The following is a 19,239-nucleotide window of genomic DNA, read 5'->3' on the forward strand; positions in this document are numbered from 1 at the left end:
ACTGTGTCCTCGGATGGCTCATTTCGTATTAATTCCAGTTTGTCTTTTTGCCGGTTGGTTACTCAAACGAGGGAGAATTCTTCCGGAAAATTCAGGTCACGTTTTCGGAGCTTTCGTAATCTATGTTTCCCTGCCCGCACTCATCTTAGCGAACGTTCCGGCGATGCTTTTGGAGATTTCCTTCGTTTATTTAGCTCTCATGCCTTGGTTGGTCTTCGGAATATCGATCCTCTTCTTTTACTTTGCGGGCAAATTCTTTCGTTGGACTTTGGAGACCAGAATTGCAGTGACTCTTTGTTGCGGACTAGGAAACACTTCCTTTGTCGGACTTCCGGTTTTACGAATGTTTTACGGAGAAGAAGTTACCAATGCGGTCTTAATCGCGGATCAGTTCGGAACATTTCTCTGTTTGGCGATTCCGGGATTTATCCTTGCGGTCCGCTACTTACCCGAAAATGAAAAAAGAAACGATAAAAAACTCTTCGAGCCCATCCTGAAAAAGCTCTTTAGTTTCCCACCGTTTCTTGCTTTACTTTTTTCGTTTTTCCTAAGACTTTTCACAATCCCGGAAGAACTCCATTCCGTGTTTCGAATTTTGGGAGATACATTGGTACCAATTGCCTTATTCACGGTCGGATTTCAATTGCAACTTCCCGATCAAAATTCTCAAAAAGGAGAATCGGAATCCCATTATGGAAGCGCCCTTGCAATCGGACTCATTTATAAATTGCTTTTTGCGCCGATTTTAATATTTCTTTGTTATTACTTTCTGAAAGTAAACCCGAAACATACAAAGGTTGCGGTATTGGAAGCGGGAATGGCTCCGATGATCACCGCGTCGATCGTTTCTCTTCAGATGGGATTTCGACCCATCCTTTCGGCGGCGTTTCCTGGAATCGGACTTCTATTCTCGGTTCCTACCTTATTTCTACTCTATATTCTTTTGGAGAATTTTTTCTGACCGATTTTTCTGAATCACTGATCGACCTTTTTTCCGCGGTCAAAACCGGAAAGAATGAAGAAATCACAAGGCTCCTTTCCGAAATGGAAGGAGAAGACGTCCTAACAGATTGGTTGAAAAACTATAGGGACAACTATGGCTCCGGGGTTCTTTCTTGGGCTGTTAAGAATTTGGATTTAGAAGCGATCGAACTTCTTTTGGAAGCGGGTGCCGATCCCGACGAAACCAATTCTCGCGGAGAAACTCCTTTGTTAACCTCTTTGGATCTTGGAAATGAAGACTTGATTCGAAGGTTTTTAGATGCGGGCGCAGATTGTGGTAAAAAGGATTTTGCAGGTAACACTCCACTTACAAAAGCAGTGAGTACCGGAAATATGGAGATCGTGGAATCGGTCTATGAAAACGAAGAACCTCGCCCCGACCTTGAAGAAAGAAACGGAGAAGGTTATACTCCTCTACTTCTTGCAGTCGATCTCGGACATTTCTTCATCGTAGAATATCTCTTGAACCAAGACGCGGATTTTCTGAAAAAAAACTCGGAAGGAAGAACCGTTCTTCATCTCACATCTCTTCACAATGATTTTGAAATCTTGGATTTGTTTTTGGAAAGGGAAGATAGCAAATCCATATTAGAAAATCGTGATGCGGATGGAAACACGGCACTCTTACTCGCGGCGTCGCACGATAGCGTGGAATGTCTCGAAAGACTTCTTACAATCGGAGCCGATCCACTTAAGATCAATTCATCCGGGAAAACGGGTTTAGAGGAAGCGGAAAGACAGAAATACCATCACGTAGTGAAGATTCTGAAGAAGGTTTTAGTCGAGCGCCTATTCGAAGCGTCAAAAACGGGGGACGAAGATCTTTGTAAGACAATTCTCCGGCTTGATATTTCTCCGAACTCCATCGACCTCGATGGAAACACACCTCTTCACGTTGCCGTGATTCAGGATCAAGTCTCGATCGTCCGACTTCTATTCGAAGAAAACGCCTCTCCATTCTTAAAAAACTTAGAAGGAAAATCCGCATTGGATCTCGCAAAAGAAGCCGAAAAACAAGAACTCGTTCAAATTTTAGAACCGGAACCTGAGAAAGAATAGTTTCCGAAAGAAAATTCGATTCTTCCAATCTTAGAATCATCCTTGTTCCGACAAATCAACGAACCGAAAAAACTTTTTGAAAACGGACTTAAAGTCCGTCTCAGATCAAATTTCGGAAGAACTCATTTCTTTTGCGGAAAAGCCGAAAAAAACAAATCACTATTAGTCGATTATTTTTCGAGAAGAAACGATTTCAAAACTTCGCGATTAACAAATCCAAAAGTTCGGACGAATCCTCGGAAATGACAAGCGCGTTCTTAGTTGACGGATCCATAAATCCGTCGGTCACCATTCGATCCAATTGTTTGAAGAGATGATCGAAATAGCCATTTGTATTCAACAATCCCAAAGGTTTTGAGATGAGTTTGAGTTGATTCCAAGTCGTGATTTCCACGAGTTCATCGAGAGTTCCAATTCCGCCGGGAAGGGCGATAAAACCGGCGGACTTTTCATACATTCTAAACTTTCTCTCGTGCATGGAAGAAACGATCATCATATCTTTCACACGATCGTGTTTGATTTCCTTTACAGTCAAAAAGTCGGGAATGATTCCGGAAACGGACCCGCCCTTGTCAAGGACTGCATCTGCGATCGTTCCCATAAGTCCGCAGGAGGCACCTCCGTAAACAAGATCGAGATTCTTTTCAACGAGAAGGGCTCCGAGCTCCTGCGCGACTTTCGTATAGATGGGATTGTTACCGTTGCGAGAACCGCAAAAAACACAAACAGCTGACTTGGTAAAATTCATAATCTCTCTTTTTTAGTTCTATTCAATAAGACTTTTTCAGAATTCAAATTTCCTTGCTATTTTCAATTTCGTTCTTGATCAACGGAACGGGATGAATCCAAACTTCAATCGTAGGAAATTCCAATTTTAATCTCTCTTCGACGGAATCGGTAATATTTTTGATTTTATCAAGAGTCAAGTTTCCCGGCATAGAAAGATGAAATTCTAAAATATGTAAATCGCCGACGGAGCGCGTCCGGAGTTTTTGAAATCCAAAAACTTCCGGTTTAAATTCCTGAATGATCCGAGCGATGGAAGGACGATAAAAATGAGATACGTCCTTATCCATCAAGATATCCACACTCGAACGAAAAATCCTTGCACTACTCCAAATCACATAGAGTGCAATGAGCGAACCTACGATAAAATCGATCTGGATCGTTCCTGTGATTCTCACAACGATCAAGGAAAGAATCACGGCACCGTTACTCAAAATATCGGAAGAATAATGAACGCTGTCAGCGGAGATAACGAGAGAACCCGTTTTTCGCAGAACGTATCGTTGATACAAAACGAGAAAAATGGTAAGGCTCAAGGAAAAAACCATCACGACGATTCCAGGGAGATCTTGAATTTCTTTCGGAGGATCAAAAAAAGAATGAACCGCTTTGTAAAGAATCAAAGAGCCGGAAAGAAAGATAAATAAACTTTGGAGAAGTCCCGCGATCGCTTCCGCTTTTCCATGACCGTATCGATGGTCTTCGTCGGCGGGTTTGGAAGCTACGAGGATCGCAAATAAATTGATCAGAGAAGTTAAAAAGTCGAGACCACTATCCATAGCGGACGCCCAGACCGCGATGGAATCCGTCCACCATCCCGTTCCCGACTTGAAGATCAGGAGAGTTCCCGAAACCAAGAGCGCGAGAATCGAGGCCCTTTTTTTCAGAAGCAGATTTTTCTCATCGGATTGTGCTCGGATCATTTCTGTTTCTAAGGTCATCTCCTTTCTTTATTTTCTGGGGAGAGAATTCTGTAATGTTTTTCTTTTTCCTCTTTTAGGAAAAAAATGTTTGAATTTCGAATCCTATCGTCTTATCTAACTCTCACTCTTAAAATTATATGAAGAAACAAATTCTAAACTTAGTTTCCCTCTTTTTTTACTTCCTGATCGTATTTCTTTCCTCCGGAATTTTTTCCCAGGCCAAAGCCCCGCAACCGAATCCGGATCAACTGGAAAGAGAAGCCGATGAACTCGAAGTGAAAGCGGGAAAAGCACAAGATCCAGTAACAAGACAAAGGTTGATTTTGGAGATTCAAAGAAAGAGGACGGACGCGGCCGAACTGAGAAACGCTCTCCACGAACAAGAATTGAACAAGACTCCGAAAGGTGCTACTTTTGAAATCGGAGTTCTCTTTCATCAAGCGACTTGGGTTCCGGAGTCTTTAGCAAGAAGACAAAACGTCTCCACAAACGAAATGAGCACGTTTCTTTACACTTCGGGTGCTTATCGAAATATTAATTCCGTAGCGGCGATCGGCGGTTTTGACGCTCACCTAATAAACAACACAGGAAATTTTTATTCCAGCCCTCAAGGAAATACGAAGACTGCCTATCCGATTCGCTTTTTATATTTAACAGAATCCAAAAAATTTGGAGTAGAGGCGACTTTCTTAGATTTTAGAATCAATCCGTCTTATTCTTCTGTTAACGTAAACCCGACTCCAGGAAACTTAAATCAATCCTATAGTGTTTACAGTCCGGAACTTCGAAGAACGGATATCCAACTGAATCTCTTGTATTTTTTTGAGACCGGTTCCGGCACGAGAATCGGCCCCTCTTTAGGAATCCGAAACTTGGATACCTATTCCAAAGAATATGGAAATTTACCGGGAGGATTGGGCTTTGGAAACATGGAAGAAAAGGCCGGAGGACTCGGACCACAGATCGGATTTCGAATCGTAAAGAAGCTCAATTCCTATTTTCAATTTCACGCAAGCGCCGATTATTTTAAGACATTGGGAAAATATCATCTGAAAACGAATGGAACGACAAACTATAACGGAATTCAGAATTTTCTCGTGATGGAAACCGCCGGCTCGGCTGGGGAGAATCTCGTAAAAAGAACGGGATACCAACTGGATACGGGACTTTCTTTTTCTAGAACAAGCTGGTTAAAGTTTACGTTTGGTTTTCAATATACGGAGATGCGATCGTCCGTCTCAGGATACAATTACAACGCTTCTCTCTTAATTCCCGATGTTGTCAGCGCGACCGCTTTGAATACAATCACCAAACCCGTTGACTTAGCATCGACGAGACCCGCTCTGGAGAAAGAGGTCGTAGATTCTTACTATGGATTTTATTTAGGAGTTTCTCTAATCTTATAAGACCGTTTCAGATTCTTACCAAGAAAAGAAGAAGGAGATTTTCAGTGTAGATCGAGGTCGGAACTCCGAACTACACTGAATTCAGATTCAAAAAGAATCCCGATTATTTCACGGCAACAGGAGCCAGTTTCAACCAACCGGCCTTCTCAATCAGAGCAAAGGCTCCGAAAAGAACGGTCGTGTAGAATAGATCTCCCAACAAACTGTTCGGAAAGAATGGAATTGCCATGATGTAACACTGAGCAAATCCGTTTAGATCCAAAGTGTACATTCCAGAAGTCAACCAAACGAAAAAGTTTGTAACCGCAAAGAACGCGACCGATCCGACAAGAGAAGAAAGTACGATTCTTCCCACCGAAGAAGAAGCCCTCAGTTTCCATCCCATCACGACAAGCAGAAGGCACATCCCATAGACAACCGGCATCAGATCATGGAACCCGATGAACATGTCACCAATCAAAAGTGAGAGAACAGGAAGAACCAAAGAAAGTTTTTTGGAAGCAAAATGAGCTCCTGCAAAAAGAGAGATCGCGAGAATCGGCGAAAAATTAGCCGGATGTGGAAAATAACGACCAGCAACCGCGATCAGAATAAGAGAGAAAACAATAAGACTTTTTGAACGTATCATAGAGCGCCTAGAAAGTATTTTTTATTACTATACTCGTTTTTTGCAGTTCCCGTCAATCCAATCCCGAACCAAAACCTCCCGAAAAGACGTGCGATTTACGCTCCTTCCAAAAAAATAGGATCATTCCCATTCTGGAATTTTAGGGGACTACGATGCCATTCAGATCACTGAACGAAGAAATCAATAAACTTAGAGACGTAACCGCTACGCTTCGAGGGGAAAACGGATGTCCCTGGGACAAAGAACAGGATCATCAAACCTTGGTTCCTTATCTAATCGAAGAATCGCAGGAAGTCATCGAAGCAATTCTTAAAAAAGACGACGAACTCTTAAAGGAAGAGTTAGGCGATCTTTTGTTTCAGGTAGTATTTCATGCAAGACTTGCAGAAGAAAGAAATGCCTTTGATTTAGCAGACGTTGCAGAACGTGTTGCGGATAAGTTAATTTTCAGACATCCACATGTCTTCCGTCCCGAAGAACTCACACTTTCCTCTTCCCAAGAAGTGATAGAAAATTGGGAAAAAATCAAAGATAAAGAAAAGAAGAAACCAGGTTACTCGTCTATTTTTACTAACATACCGGAAAATTTTTCCTCTCTCTTAAAAGCAGAGAAATATCAAAAGAAGGCCGCAAAGGTTGGATTTGACTGGAAAGATATTTCCGATGTAGAAGGGAAAGTCAGAGAGGAAATGGAAGAGTTCTTGGTTGAATACGGTCGGACAAAAGTGGACGGATCCAATCAGGTTCGAATCGAAGAAGAATTTGGAGATCTCTTATTCAGTCTCGTAAATTTAGGAAGACATTTGGGAATTTCGTCCGAATCCGCGCTAACAAGAACGAACGCAAAATTCAAAACGAGATTTCAATACATAGAAGAAACGTTACAGAGTCAAGGTAAGGCGCCCTCGGATTCCAATCTCCAAGAAATGGATAAACTTTGGGACAAAGCCAAAGAATTAGAATTATGAATCAGACGAGTTCATTCGAAAGTAGAATTAAAAAAACGGAGGAGCTTATCTCCTTTCTGAACGTTTCTTTTTCTTTAAAACCGGAATCGGATCCGGAAGAATGGCCGCGTTCTTTTCAAATTTTCGTCTGTGAAAAAAAATATAAAACCGTCTTTTCGATCTTTGGATCGTTTACTTTAATTCCCGAAAATATAAATTCCGCGCCCTTAGCATCACCGATCTATTATCTCAGCCTCGATACCAATAAATCAAATTCGCTCTCATGGACCAAACCGAACGGAGAATGGATCGAAGATTCCCAACAGATTCTAAGCGAATTGATCCAATCCATTCAAATATATGAGGATGGAATTTCCGAAATCAATGCAAGTGAGAATCGTATTTGAAAGTATTAGTGTTAGATTCCGGAGCGACGGTCAGAAAAATCATCTCCTCCTTTTTTCCTGCGGAAGATTTTCAAATCGTGGAGGCGGCAACTGCAAAAGAAGGTATTGACCTTGCATTTCAAGAATCTTTCGATCTGATAACAATCGGGATGGTTCTCCCCGACGCAGACGGATTTACTGTTTGTAAAATCATTCGGACCAGCCTAAGAGATAAAAAACCGAGCGCTTGTAAGAACTCTAAAATTTATCTTATAACCTCGGGCGATATAGAATCAAATCGAGATAAGGCGAAGGATTTCGGCTTTGACGGAATTTTTCCGAAACCGTCGGGAATCGAGGAATTCAAAGTGGTGATCGAAGAAATCATAGAATTAGCGTACGGTCAGGTAAGCGCAAACCCTCCCGTTCCCAAAGGAAACAAAAAGGTCGTCATCGTCGACGATTCCGAACTCAATCTTCTTTTGCTCGGGAAAATCCTAAAAAAGAACGGCTTTCAAGTTCAGGCTTTTACGGAAGGAAAAAAAGCTTTGGAATTTCTTTTGTCAGCGAATGAGGACATTTCAAATATCTTTACCGATTGGATTATGCCGGACCTTTCCGGAGAGGAATTCGTCGGCGAGGTTCGAAAAGAGAATCGTTTCGATTCCATTCCGATCGCAGTTATCACGGGACTGGAAGAAAACGAAGGAATCAGTGTTTCAAAACTTCCGAAAAACGTTCAGATTCTTCATAAACCTTATTCCGAAAGAAATATTTTAGAATATATTCAAAAAACTTAATTTACTGCGGGGAATTGAATCTCGCGGATCACGTCCGGATGACAATCCGATCTAAATTCTCCCGAAAACGATTTTAAACCGGAAAACCACTGTCCGTTCTCGTATTGAAGATCATTCCAATATAAGAAAAGTGTCGCATCACCGAATTGATTGTTAAACGAAATTTGCTGAATTTCTCCGGTTTCCAATGGTTCTTTCAAAAAGGATTCTCCCGAAAAAGAAAACATTTGAATCTGATACGGCTCGGCTCGATAAGGAGTTCCTTCTTTTCTTGGATTCGAAGCCTTTAATTTCCAGGTGACAATTTTGATTTTGGAAACTTCTTCCAGCTTCAACGCTTTCGAATACGTGATATTGCTTTTTTTATGTTTGAACTTGAACTCGTTCGGCGCGTTCTTCCAAAAACCTTCGACTTCCCTTCCATCGCAAAAAATCACTTTGATTTTTTTCTCACCTTTCTCATCCAAACCACTCCCGGTTTGCTTCCCTGTTTCCCCTCTCGGATTTCGAGAATCTCCGTTGATCGTGGGTTCGGAAGGTAAAGTTGGTTCTTTAGGAGCTTTTTGGGAAAGGATAGAAAAGGAAAAGAGGAAGAAGATCAAAAACGCAATACCCTCGACTCTTCGAAATTCTTTTGATTTTCGGAGAAGGCTTTTGAGTTTCATATTCTTGAAAGAATTCCCGACCGAAACACGGTCGGGAAATCGAATTCAAATCAAATTAAAGTTTTTTCTGGATCGCTTCCATAAACTGAAAGGTATCCAGAGATTTTGCGTTCGGATCGGTACAAAGAAGGGTTAGATCTTTTGTCATTTCCCCGCCTTGAATCGTATCAATCACCGCTTTCTCAAGCTTTTGTCCGAATGCCACGACGTCCGGAGTTCCGTCCAACTCCCCTCTTTTGATCAGAGCGCCGGTCCACGCGAAGATGGAGGCGACGGAGTTTGTAGAAGTGGTTTCGCCCTGCTGGTATTTACGATAGTGTCTTGTCACCGTTCCATGAGCGGCTTCGTACTCGAACTTTCCGTCCGGAGAAACTAAAACGGAAGTCATCAGACCCAAGGATCCGAAACCGGATGCAACCATGTCGCTCATCACGTCTCCGTCGTAGTTCATCAACGCCCAGAGCATTCCGCCTTCGTTCTTCATGATCTGCGCGACTGCGTCGTCGATGAGGTAATAGGAATATTCGACGCCTGCTTTTTTGAGATCAGCCGCTTTCGCTTTTGCTAATTCATCAAAAATGGCGCGGAATCTTGCATGATATTTTTTGGAAATAGTATCCTTTGTCGCAAACCAAAGATCGATCTTTTCGGAGATCGCATAATTAAAACAAGCCTGAGCAAAACTCAGAATCGATTTATCCAAGTTAAACTGTCCCATGATCACACCGGCTCCGTCGAAGTCGTGGATCACCGCTCTTTGTTTTTCCTTTCCGTCTTTACCAGTGTAAACCAGTTCCACCTTTCCGGCTTCCGGAATGTAGAGTTCTGTATCCTTGTAAAGATCCCCAAAAGCGTGACGACCGACCGTGATCGGTTTTTTCCAAGAACGAACTGCTGGAGGAATATTATTTACGATGATCGGCTTGCGGAAAACGGTTCCATCCAAAATGGAACGAATTGTTCCGTTCGGAGATTTCCATTCTTGTTTGAGATTGTATTCTTTGACTCGGTCCTGATTGGGAGTAATCGTCGCGCACTTAACGCCGACTCCGTATTTTTGAATCGCATGAGCGGAATCTACGGTGACCTTGTCTTCCGTTTTGTCCCTGTATTCCACGCCTAAATCATAATAGTCCAGTTCGATATCGAGATAAGGATGAATGAATCTATCCTTGATTTCTTTCCAGATGATCCGAGTCATCTCGTCCCCGTCCAGTTCTACGAGCGGGGTTTTTACCTTGATCTTTGCCATTGAATTCTCCTTTAAAATTTTGCGATGATACGATAGTGGAATATGATTTTATTTTAAAGTTCTACTGAGAAGGAAATTTTGGATTTTCCGTGATTTTCATGATTCCGTTTCGGAGCCATGTTAGGTTCTGCATTTCAAAATAGTTGATCGCGACCGGAAGCGAAACGATTCCGATGACAGAAAAATAACGATACTTCAGACTATCTTTCATACTCAACCCTTGGATCGTTTTTTCCAGGCGTACCAGAATTCTTTTCCAGCGTAAAAAGAGAGGCTTTAGTTCCGGATTACAATCCTCGAAAAAAAGTTCTTCTGCGCTTTGAGTGATAATGTCTTTGAGATGAATCGGAAGGGCCGGAGATCCGAACTGGTCACGGAAACGAACCAGGTCTTTTTCGATCTCTTCTTCCGATTGTCTGGAGATGGGAAGAATCGAACTGATCCCGATGGAGATCGGAAGAGAAACTCTCAAAAAGAAGTCGCCTGCAACCATAGCTTGCAAAAAAGAACGGACGGATTCCCTCGGTGTAACGGAGAAATCAAGCTGGTTGGAACTGTAATGTTTCGTGGTCTGGATAATATATTGGGTCAGCTTGATTTTTTCTGTCCAAAAGATTCCCAGTAGATCGGATTCCATAGTTCTGAATGATACTATTTTGATTTTCGCTTTTTTAGCAAGATTTATTAAACAGACAACTTCCGAAAGGCGTTCCTCAAGATCTCCTCCGAGGATTCATTCTATTCACCCTTAGAATCCTTCTATCTCACTTTTTTATACGTTTTTTAGAAAAAAACCGATTTGAAAACTCCGTCCCGAAAGTTCCGGGAACCGCTTCTTGCGAAGGGGTAAAAACATGAAAGAAACAGTCGATTTAGATCGAGGAGAATGGAAGAAGTTGGTAAGTAGAAAAGAAGAATTCACGAACATCGTATCCGTGTTAAATCAATTCTACGTTGCAAGAACTCCCTACTCTCAATTCAGCAATTCTCAAAAGCTGAGAATCCAATTGGAGAAAGAAGGATTTAAGAATTTCGAAGCATTCTTAAAAAAATTAGGGGAACACGATTTTCTGATCTATCTAAAAGCCGACGGAAAATATGAATCTTGGATTCATATCGACGGGATTCAAGAAGAAAGAGATCGTTTCTTGAACGAAGGTACAAAAGATCATCCCGTCTTCGATATCGTCTGCGTATCCGATCTTTTTGAAAAAGATTGCGTTTTCGCGGAAGAAGAAGAAACGAAAACCTTTTCCACCAAATAAGATTCTGCTTGATCATTTTTTTCCCAGGGTTAAGGATCTTCCGCATGTCGAAGCCATTTCATCTGGGAAAAAGTTTTTTGAAAATTCCGTCTCTTCGTAAGTTTGTAGCATTTTTAATTTTTGCGAACTGCGTTCTCTTTTTAGAATCACCCAAGGCGGAAGAAGCAGTCTTTCTCAAAAAAGCAGGTCTGAAAGATTATTCGTTTCAACCATACGGACAGGAAGGTTATTTCGAAGCTTGGAATTATTCTTTTACCGATGATAAAACTTTTATCTACGCAACTTTTTTGGTCAGCAACCTCGGCCCTGGAACAAGGAACTGCGGAATCAGCTTGGTGATTCATACTTTAGGAGAAGGAACTCGATTTATCACGAAAGAATTTTCTTCCAAAGAACTGATCGCAGAGAAAGGGAAATTCAATCTGAAAATCGAGAACAATCGAATGGAATTGAATTCGGAAGGAATCGAAATTCAACAGGAGACCGAGGACATTAAGTTATTCTTATCTTTTAAAACAGGACTCAAACAAGGCGCCTCCCTTTCAGGAGGAAAATATCCCGTGAAAGACGCCAACCGATTTGTGCAAGCGGATATCGCCTATTCTTTCCAATCCGCATGGGGGTATTTGATTCAAGACGGAAAGAAAAAAGAACTCTTAGGGACCGGAGGTTTGGAACATCTCCTTACGAATTATGAAGTCTATAAATACAGCAAAAGATGGGAGCTTCTTCGTTCCATCAATGGAAAGGATTTTCGATTTTATACCGGGGGTTTTTTAGGAAACGATTCCTTTCCAGGCGGTTATTTCAGAACGATCGCACTTTTGGATCCAAACGGAAAAAACCTTCTTTCGGGAAAAATCACAAAGTTCGAAGTTCTCGAAACGGCAAAGGAACCATTTTCAGGATACGAACTCCCTCTTAGAGAAAAGATATCTTTTGACGAAGGGTGTTCCGCGGAAATCGTTAGAAAACAAGCCGTCGGGAGTATCAATGTTCTTTCCAATATTTCTTCCGTTCTTCGCTTTTTTATACGTTTGTTTTTTGCAAAGCCCTATCAGATCTATTCTTTAGCGGATTTACATTTGCATTGTCCCGGAAAAAATTTACCTTCCGGTTTTAATGAACCGTTTCAAGGAATTCTTTCTTATTATCTCATCAACCCATGACAATGTTTGAAATCTACGAAAGGATAATGATAAAAAAAACGGTTCAAACAAAAAAAGAAACTAGGATATAAGCAAAATGCTTCTCTTTGTTTGCATACGGCCAAAATCGAATTTCATCGGGGAAGATAAGAATCGCATGCGCTCTGCATTACTTTCGTATTTTAGAATATTCTCATTCGAAGTAGAATTATGAAGATAAAACTTAGATTCTTGAAAATATTCTTACTTTTCTCTTTGTCCAATTTTGTTTTTTGTAACTTTTTCGATTCCGCTCAATGGAACCGAAATTCTTCCGAAAAGGATTGTGTCATTTTGATTCATGGGTTTCTACGATCGGGAAAACAACTGGAGTCCTTAGGGAAATTTCTGGATCAAAAAGGGTTCTTAGTCGTTTTTGCCGATTACCCTTCCAGACAATACGGAATCGAGGAAGTGGCGGAAAACGATATTCTTCCTTTGATTCGATCAAACTGCACATATCCTTCTACGAGGATTCATTTTGTAACTCATTCCGCGGGCGGTATCGTACTTCGATATTTTTTATCAAAACATTCGATTGGAAATTTAGGAAGAGTCGTTTTGTTGGCTCCTCCGAATCATGGAAGCGAAGTAGCGAATTTTTTTAGCGGAATCCCATTCTTCCGTTGGATCTTCGGTCCCATTCTTTCCCAATTAAAGGCGGGCCCGAATGAATTTCTTTCGGGCTTGGGAAATCCAAAATTCGAATTCGGGGTGATCACCGGTGATCGGAGTTGGGATCCGATTTCTTCTATGCTGATCCCAGGGGAAGATGACGGAAAGGTTTCCGTAGAAAGCGCACAACTTCCGACGATGAAGGATTTTCTTTTGGTCCCAAGGACCCATACGTTCATTATGGATGCTCCGGAAGTTCAGACGGCGACATTCCAGTTTTTGACCAAAGGCAAATTCGAAAGCAGGGAGTAAAAATCGTAAAAAGGAAAATCACAAAACTTTGCTTTTTTACGATTTGCAAAAAAAAGAACGTCCGCATCTTCGCCGACGGTTCGTCTTCGCTAAAGGATCTTCGGACAGAATCTGATTCAAGTTTCGGAAACGTTAGTCATCCTTTCTTTTTAATTTCAGAAAAGTTCAAATGAAAGGATGACTTTTCTTTTAGACTTTCTTTCCTTTTCTAATTCCGATCAGGAGATTCAAATAATAAATTCCCGTGAGAAAGAGCATCAACCAAGGAATCAAATTTCCATACTGCGTATAAAACGTTGGGGGAGAATCGATCACGTCGATGGTTTCGGAAAGAGATTCGGAGGTCATGAGGCCGGTTTTTTTTCCTCCCACAAAACGTCCGAGATGATCTATGTTCGCGGAAATCCCGGAGTTCGTGGATCGAACCATCCATCTTCGAAGTTCGATAGAACGAAGCCTTCCGAGTTCCATGTGCTGATCGCTTTCGGTCGTAGTTCCGTACCACTTATCGTTCGTTAGATTGACGATAAACTCAGGATTTCCAGCCGTTCTAAATTCTCTCACAAATTCGGGAAGAATCACTTCGTAACAAATCAAGGGAAGAAATTTTCCTGATTCCTTCACTTCCGTTTTTGCAGACTCGTAGTAAGCACGAACCGCTTCGTGGCTTAGATTCTCCGTATCCAACCATCCAAGATGAAGGCCTTTCGGAGCTTTCTCCTTTTCCTGAGGAGTATAATAACGGATGAGATTGTGGTTTAATCCCGGTTCGAATCTTCCCGTCTGTTGGCTCAACTCGTAGAGAAAATCGAATGGCATATATTCTCCGAACATAAGGAGAAATTTTTTCTGATAAGAATCCCTTCGATCCCCGTTCGGATCATAGAGAACGTTGTTGTTGTAGTATCGAAGATTTTTTGCACCAGGCGTTCCTTTGTAGCCCGCGTCGATTTCGTTAAAGAATACGTTGGCTTTGTATTTGTTCGCAAGAAGAAACATCAAAGAATCAAAACGATGCCAATACAATCTTCTCGCGACCGTCGTCACAGGAGTGTTGTGAGCAGAGAAGAATGGAACACCGGCTTCGGGAAGCACGATCAGATCCGGCTTGCTTCCCATTCTTGTAACCCCTTCATCGGCAAGTTTTTCGATCCGAGCCATAAGAGCCTCGATGGATTCTTTCACTTCTCTTCCGTCACGGAAACTCAAAGGTGCGTCCGGTTGAATCACGAGAACTTTTACGGATTTCGTAGGTTTTACGTTTTCCCATTTTTTATAAAGAACCGCTCCCGAAATTACAAAACTCAGAAGGAGGATCGATGGTAAGGCGACAAAACGAAGATACTGGTTTCTTTTTTCTTTCGAATTAAGAATTTCTTTCCAATGCCAAGGATTGGATTGGAAGAGAGTGTAGGAGACGACAAAGACGAGAAAACTCAGACCGTAGACACCGGTAATCTCTACGTTTTGGGCGAGAACGATATTCCCTGCGGCCAAGTTTCCCCAATACCAGGGAAATAACTGTGGCCCGATCAATTCGGAAAGAAGTCCGCAAAAACCCGCGACCCAAACCGAATGACGACCTATCTTTCCGGAAAGAAAGGAAAAACTCATCATAAAAAGCGGGAACTTTAAACTAAACAAAAGTCCTGCAAATAGAAGAATCAGCACTGCGATCACATACGGAAAGTTTCCGAACGTTATCGCCATATGAATGATCCAATGAAAAGAAATCGCGTAGAAGACGACGCCGATGATCAAACCTTGATAGAATAACTTTTTATACTTACCCTGATATTTTAGGCTGAGCCAAAAAAGGCCGAAGGGAGCGATCCAAACAAAATGGCTCAAGGAAATGGGAGCGAACGCTAAGAAAGAAAAAATACCGGTCCAAAAATAACAGAATAGGTTAAACCAGACTGTCTTCTGGAATTGCTGAAAACGATGGTGAAAATTATCCATGGATAAAACGTTCATCTCCTTTTTGGGACGAGAAGTCAACAGAATTCATCGGGAAACGACGATCGACAAGAACGGGGAATCGTTTTCAAAGATTCCGTTCGATGATGTTTTGTATTTCGTCGAGGGGATTCAAAAATAACGACGGGCTACAATTCGATTGCCAGAAAGACCGGATTCTACAATTTATCATTATGAGTTCTTCGTATTTTAAGATCATTGGAAAGACCCCTCTTCATGGAACCGTGGTTCCACAGGGAAATAAAAATGAGGCCCTCCCCTTATTGGGAGCGGTTTGTATGGTTCCCGGAACCGTTCGAATCACCAATATCCCGATGATCTCAGACGTTCTTATGCTCATGGAAGTCCTCCGTCATCTTGGGATGGAAATTACGGAAGAAGAACCCGGAACTTTTTTATTCAAACACGATGGGAATCTCAAAAACCAACTTCCCGAAGAACTCTGTTCCCGGATCCGAGGAGCCGTGACGTTAGCGGGTCCGATTCTTGCGATGACGGGACGTGTCTTTCTTCCGAAACCAGGCGGAGATAAAATCGGAAGAAGAAGGCTTGATACGCATCTTCTCGCCTTACAAGCGTTAGGTGCAAGCATCGAAGTTTTTCCGGACGGATATGAAATCAAAGCGGACCGACTCCGAGGAGCCGACATCCTAATGGACGAAGCCTCCGTTACCGGTACGGAGAACGCAGTGATGGCCGCTGTCTTCGCGGAGGGAACGACGATTCTAAGACACGCCGCAAGCGAACCTCATGTACAACGACTTTGTGAATTTTTAAATTCTGCGGGAGCAAAGATATCGGGAATCGGTTCGAACATTCTTACGATCGAAGGGGTAACATCTTTAAAAGCACCGCAAAAAGATCATAAGATCGGTTCGGACTATTTGGAAGTCGGTTCCTTTATCAGCTTAGCCGCGGTCACAGGCGGTGAACTCATGATCCGCGACGTTGAACTCGAAGACATTCGTATGATTCGAATGGTCTATTCTCGTCTTGGAATCGAAGTCCGCCCTCATGAAAACGGTATCTTAGTTCCTGCGGATCAAAAGATGGAAATCATTCCTGATTACCACGGAGCCACGCCGAAAATCGACGATTCTCCATGGCCTGGATTTCCGGCGGATATGACTTCCGTTGCGTTAGTCACAGCGACACAGTGCAAAGGAACCGTTTTGATCCACGAGAAAATGTTTGAGTCAAGACTCTTCTTCGTGGATAATATCATCGCGATGGGAGCGCAGATCATCCTCTGTGATCCGCACAGGGCCATCGTGATCGGACATTCCAGACTTTACGGTCAGAAGGTTGCGAGTCCCGATATCCGCGCGGGTATGGCTATGATCATCGCCGCCTTGTGTGCGGAAGGAACGAGTTATATTCACAACATCGGACAAATCGATCGCGGTTTTGAAAACATCGATACACGTCTAAGAGCACTTGGCGCAAGAATTGAACGAGTAAGAGAAGATTGAACCGAAAGGATTTTTTTAAAAAGGGTCTGGCAAGAATGCTGGACCTCGCGCAAGAAAGCGCCGCCGATATCGCATCCGGTTTTAAAGAAATCACATCCGAGCATCCAACAAAACCGGCTCCGAAAAAAAAATCGAAGAAGAATTCCAAGAAGGAAGCGGCCTTTCTTCTTCCGCACCAAATCAAATCCAGTAGAAAGAAAAAGATCCGCAACGTACAGGCGCCGCCTGGTGCGTTAGACGAAACCAAATTCTTAAAAAAATGCACCGGTTGTGGTGATTGTATTTATGCCTGTCCTTATAGCGTTTTGTTTCCCGTTTTCGACGAAACGACGGAAAAACACGTTCCAAGAATGGACGTAAACTTAAACGCATGTATGCTTTGTGAGGACTGGCCTTGTATCAAAGCTTGCAAAGAGGAAGCGCTTTTGCCTTTGAAGGAAGCGCCTAAGTTCGGACAAGCGAAAGGTATTTTCGAATTTTGTCTCAATCACAAAACGGGAGAAACGACTTGTTCCAATTGTAAGGATAGTTGCCCCGTAGAAGGTGTCGTAAACTTCAAAGGAACCAAACCTTCGTTTTCGAAAGCGTGCACGGGTTGCGGCCAGTGTGTGTCCGCGTGTCCTACGTTTCCGAGAGCGATTCGTATTCAATAATTTTATGCTTCTAAGAATCGGATTTCTCTGTTTTGTAATCTGTTTTTTACTTCCATACAAAACGATTTTTAGCGAATCGATACCGACGAAAATTCGAGTTGGAATTCTATCCAAATATACGCCGACGGAAATTGAAATCCGATCTTGGAATGCGAAGGTCATTGCAGGAAAACGATTCATCGAAAAGAAAAATTCGACGTTACGATTGAAAGCGAACGCGAATCGTATCGTAGTTCATCTCGAATCCAAAAATTTTTCCGAAGAGTTCATCGGTTTTTTAGGCGGAACCTACGAAATTTCTTTTCCAAACCGGAAAGATGTCTTTCGTTATTCCGGAGATTTGGAAATCACATCCATCAAAGGAAAACTCGCCCTAATTCTATCCATTCCAAAAAATGAATATACCCGAATCGCGACCGAGTCCGAATTCGGAACGTTGTTTCATACGAACCCGCAAAACATTACGGCTCCGAATTGGAAAAAAGAATTCAAATCGGCGGCGGAAACGGTAGTTCTTTCCTACGCGCTCGCAAACCTAAACCGCCATAAATCGGAAGGATACGATCTATGCGATTTAACGCATTGTCTTCAATACTCGGGTCGAACGGATCGGAAATCGAAAGTTCAAGAAGAGGATTCTTCCCATTATATTTTAAAGGATTCTCACGGTAACATTCTTGAAGCATTCTTTCACTCGGCCTGCGGTGGCAACCTTTCGCGACCTTCCGTAATGTGGAAGAATCATAAAAGCCAAGAAAACATGTTTCGCTCAGGAAAAGATCTTTGGAAAACGAATCGGGTTCTTTGCGAAACATCCCCACAATTTCGCTGGGAAAACGTTATCCATCGTATCGACCTTGAAAAAGCTTTGGAATTGAAGAAGATCACGCAGTTGCAAACGATTCAAAAAGAATCCAGGGTCACGGAAGTCTTAGTGAAAACCGAAAACGGGAATTCTTCGATTCCCATCGCCGTATTTCTATCCAAAATCGGAAAAGGGTTGGGATGGAACCAGATTAAAAGTAACGATTTTACGATCGAAAATTCCCGGAACGGTTTTCTCATTCAAGGAAAAGGATTTGGACACGGAGTTGGACTTTGCCAGTACGGTGCGAGGGAAATGGCGTTTCAAGGCGCAACGTCAGCTGAAATTCTAAAATTCTATTTTCCGAACGCTAGGCTTGTGAAACTTTGAAACCGTCCGTTCTTCTCTTACTTATCACTTTTTTTTGTTCTCCTCTTTTTGCGGAATCGATTCGCTTTGTGATCGAAGGTCACGAATTTTATTTTCTAAAAGATCCGAATTCTCCTCTTAAAACCGAAACAAAGGAAATGATTCAAGAATTTGCGGATCAATTTATATTAGAATTAAATAATGAATCAGAACGGCTCAATCTCAAAAAGCCGTCCTCTGTTTCCGTTTTTATTTCTCAAAACACGAAAATCTTCTCACGAACAACCGGACAACCATCGTTTATAGCCGCGCATTTCCTCTTGGAGTCGGAACAATTCCATTTTCAAAATCCGAGTCTATTAAAAAAAAAGAATATTCTTTCGACGTCCATTCGACACGAGATTTGTCATTATTTTTCCCCACATATAGACAATGTCGATTTGCGCTGGCTCGAAGAATCCTATTGCGAAGCCTTGTATCCGACGAACGCGATTGTTTCAAAAAAATTTCTCCAGTTTCCCAATTCATGGGAACAGTTCAAACTATTCAACCGAGACAAATCTTCGGATAAGAAAAGAGAACTTAAAAAATACGAACTTCTCTCTTCTTGGGGAAGTTGGATTTTAAAAGAACAAGGGGAAATTCAATTTAGAGATCTTCTTAAAAATAGGGTACAAGAAAAAGAATGGAAAACTCTGTACTCTAAATTCTTAAAAACTCAATAAAG

Annotated in this window: 20 protein-coding genes; 13 read left to right on the plus strand and 7 right to left on the minus strand. The window is 42.0% G+C overall.

The features are described from left to right. Positions 1–13 precede the first annotated feature (13 nt). The gene (locus DLM75_RS01450) at positions 14–961 is read left to right on the plus strand and encodes an AEC family transporter (RefSeq protein WP_118966782.1); all 948 of its coding nucleotides are present in this window, start codon (positions 14–16) and stop codon (positions 959–961) included. Beyond that, on the plus strand, positions 907–2,061 hold the full coding sequence (locus DLM75_RS01455; protein WP_158586458.1) for an ankyrin repeat domain-containing protein: 1,155 nt from the start codon (positions 907–909) through the stop codon (positions 2,059–2,061). The genes DLM75_RS01450 and DLM75_RS01455 overlap by 55 nt, the downstream gene beginning before the upstream one ends. A gap of 193 nt (positions 2,062–2,254) precedes the next feature. On the opposite strand, the gene DLM75_RS01460 is transcribed toward DLM75_RS01455, so the two are convergent. Further along, the gene (locus DLM75_RS01460; RefSeq protein WP_118966784.1) at positions 2,255–2,809 is read right to left on the minus strand and encodes an LOG family protein; all 555 of its coding nucleotides are present in this window, start codon (positions 2,807–2,809) and stop codon (positions 2,255–2,257) included. Positions 2,810–2,852: 43 nt separating this feature from the next. After that, positions 2,853–3,788, minus strand: a complete 936-nt coding sequence (locus DLM75_RS01465) for a cation diffusion facilitator family transporter (protein ID WP_241547800.1) — start codon at positions 3,786–3,788, stop codon at positions 2,853–2,855. A 119-nt stretch (positions 3,789–3,907) separates the two neighbouring features. Between DLM75_RS01465 and DLM75_RS01470 the strand changes: the two genes are divergently transcribed. Then, on the plus strand, positions 3,908–5,176 hold the full coding sequence (locus DLM75_RS01470) for an LA_2444/LA_4059 family outer membrane protein (protein WP_118966785.1): 1,269 nt from the start codon (positions 3,908–3,910) through the stop codon (positions 5,174–5,176). Between the two features lie 103 nt (positions 5,177–5,279). Here DLM75_RS01470 and DLM75_RS01475 read toward each other — a convergent pair whose 3' ends face one another. Further along, positions 5,280–5,804 carry a DUF6580 family putative transport protein gene (locus DLM75_RS01475; protein WP_118966786.1) on the minus strand — a complete coding sequence of 175 codons (525 nt, stop codon included), beginning with the start codon at positions 5,802–5,804 and terminating at the stop codon, positions 5,280–5,282. Positions 5,805–5,956: 152 nt separating this feature from the next. On the opposite strand from DLM75_RS01475, the gene mazG reads away from it, so the two are divergent. From mazG to DLM75_RS01490, 3 genes are read left to right on the plus strand one after another with little or no spacing between them, the layout of a single operon-like run. After that, positions 5,957–6,772 carry a nucleoside triphosphate pyrophosphohydrolase gene (gene mazG, locus DLM75_RS01480; protein ID WP_118966787.1) on the plus strand — a complete coding sequence of 272 codons (816 nt, stop codon included), beginning with the start codon at positions 5,957–5,959 and terminating at the stop codon, positions 6,770–6,772. Then, on the plus strand, positions 6,769–7,158 hold the full coding sequence (locus DLM75_RS01485) for an LIC_13241 domain-containing protein (RefSeq protein WP_118966788.1): 390 nt from the start codon (positions 6,769–6,771) through the stop codon (positions 7,156–7,158). The genes mazG and DLM75_RS01485 overlap by 4 nt, the downstream gene beginning before the upstream one ends. Then, complete coding sequence (locus DLM75_RS01490; RefSeq protein ID WP_118966789.1) at positions 7,155–7,937, plus strand: response regulator; 783 nt, start codon at positions 7,155–7,157, stop codon at positions 7,935–7,937. Before DLM75_RS01485 ends, DLM75_RS01490 begins: the two co-directional genes overlap by 4 nt. Here DLM75_RS01490 and DLM75_RS01495 read toward each other — a convergent pair. The 3 genes from DLM75_RS01495 to DLM75_RS01505 form a co-directional block, all read right to left on the minus strand. After that, on the minus strand, positions 7,934–8,602 hold the full coding sequence (locus DLM75_RS01495) for a hypothetical protein (RefSeq protein WP_118966790.1): 669 nt from the start codon (positions 8,600–8,602) through the stop codon (positions 7,934–7,936). The two genes, DLM75_RS01490 and DLM75_RS01495, sit on opposite strands and share 4 nt — an antisense overlap. A 55-nt stretch (positions 8,603–8,657) precedes the next feature. Then, positions 8,658–9,854, minus strand: coding sequence for an NADP-dependent isocitrate dehydrogenase (locus DLM75_RS01500; protein WP_118966791.1), 1,197 nt, complete (start codon positions 9,852–9,854; stop codon positions 8,658–8,660). A 61-nt stretch (positions 9,855–9,915) separates the two neighbouring features. Next, positions 9,916–10,491 carry a hypothetical protein gene (locus DLM75_RS01505; RefSeq protein WP_167731716.1) on the minus strand — a complete coding sequence of 192 codons (576 nt, stop codon included), beginning with the start codon at positions 10,489–10,491 and terminating at the stop codon, positions 9,916–9,918. A 217-nt stretch (positions 10,492–10,708) separates the two neighbouring features. Here DLM75_RS01505 and DLM75_RS01510 point away from each other — a divergent pair, with 217 nt between their 5' ends. The 3 genes from DLM75_RS01510 to DLM75_RS01520 all read left to right on the plus strand — a co-directional run bounded on the left by DLM75_RS01510 (position 10,709) and on the right by DLM75_RS01520 (position 13,233). After that, complete coding sequence (locus tag DLM75_RS01510; RefSeq protein ID WP_118966793.1) at positions 10,709–11,119, plus strand: LIC_13246 family protein; 411 nt, start codon at positions 10,709–10,711, stop codon at positions 11,117–11,119. A gap of 44 nt (positions 11,120–11,163) precedes the next feature. Continuing rightward, positions 11,164–12,288: a hypothetical protein gene (locus DLM75_RS01515; RefSeq protein WP_118966794.1), complete on the plus strand. Its 1,125-nt coding sequence runs from the start codon at positions 11,164–11,166 to the stop codon at positions 12,286–12,288. A 189-nt stretch (positions 12,289–12,477) separates the two neighbouring features. After that, a complete protein-coding gene (locus DLM75_RS01520; RefSeq protein ID WP_118966795.1) occupies positions 12,478–13,233 on the plus strand; it encodes an esterase/lipase family protein in 756 nt (251 codons plus the stop codon). A 189-nt stretch (positions 13,234–13,422) separates the two neighbouring features. Here the strand turns inward: DLM75_RS01520 and DLM75_RS01525 are convergent, their stop codons facing one another. Continuing rightward, complete coding sequence (locus DLM75_RS01525; protein ID WP_118966796.1) at positions 13,423–15,195, minus strand: apolipoprotein N-acyltransferase; 1,773 nt, start codon at positions 15,193–15,195, stop codon at positions 13,423–13,425. A gap of 191 nt (positions 15,196–15,386) precedes the next feature. Here DLM75_RS01525 and murA point away from each other — a divergent pair, with 191 nt between their 5' ends. From murA to DLM75_RS01545, 4 genes are all read left to right on the plus strand, one after another. Beyond that, positions 15,387–16,685 (plus strand): UDP-N-acetylglucosamine 1-carboxyvinyltransferase, encoded by a 1,299-nt coding sequence (murA, locus tag DLM75_RS01530; RefSeq protein ID WP_118966797.1) that lies wholly within the window; start codon positions 15,387–15,389, stop codon positions 16,683–16,685. After that, on the plus strand, positions 16,682–17,338 hold the full coding sequence (locus DLM75_RS01535) for a 4Fe-4S dicluster domain-containing protein (RefSeq protein WP_118966798.1): 657 nt from the start codon (positions 16,682–16,684) through the stop codon (positions 17,336–17,338). Before murA ends, DLM75_RS01535 begins: the two co-directional genes overlap by 4 nt. Before the next feature lie 4 nt (positions 17,339–17,342). Continuing rightward, positions 17,343–18,533 carry a SpoIID/LytB domain-containing protein gene (locus tag DLM75_RS01540; protein WP_118966799.1) on the plus strand — a complete coding sequence of 397 codons (1,191 nt, stop codon included), beginning with the start codon at positions 17,343–17,345 and terminating at the stop codon, positions 18,531–18,533. Positions 18,534–18,601: 68 nt separating this feature from the next. Further along, on the plus strand, positions 18,602–19,237 hold the full coding sequence (locus DLM75_RS01545; RefSeq protein WP_241547801.1) for a hypothetical protein: 636 nt from the start codon (positions 18,602–18,604) through the stop codon (positions 19,235–19,237). The last annotated feature ends 2 nt before the right edge of the window (positions 19,238–19,239 follow it).

The sequence above is a fragment of the Leptospira stimsonii genome (assembly GCF_003545885.1).
GTDB lineage: Bacteria > Spirochaetota > Leptospiria > Leptospirales > Leptospiraceae > Leptospira > Leptospira stimsonii.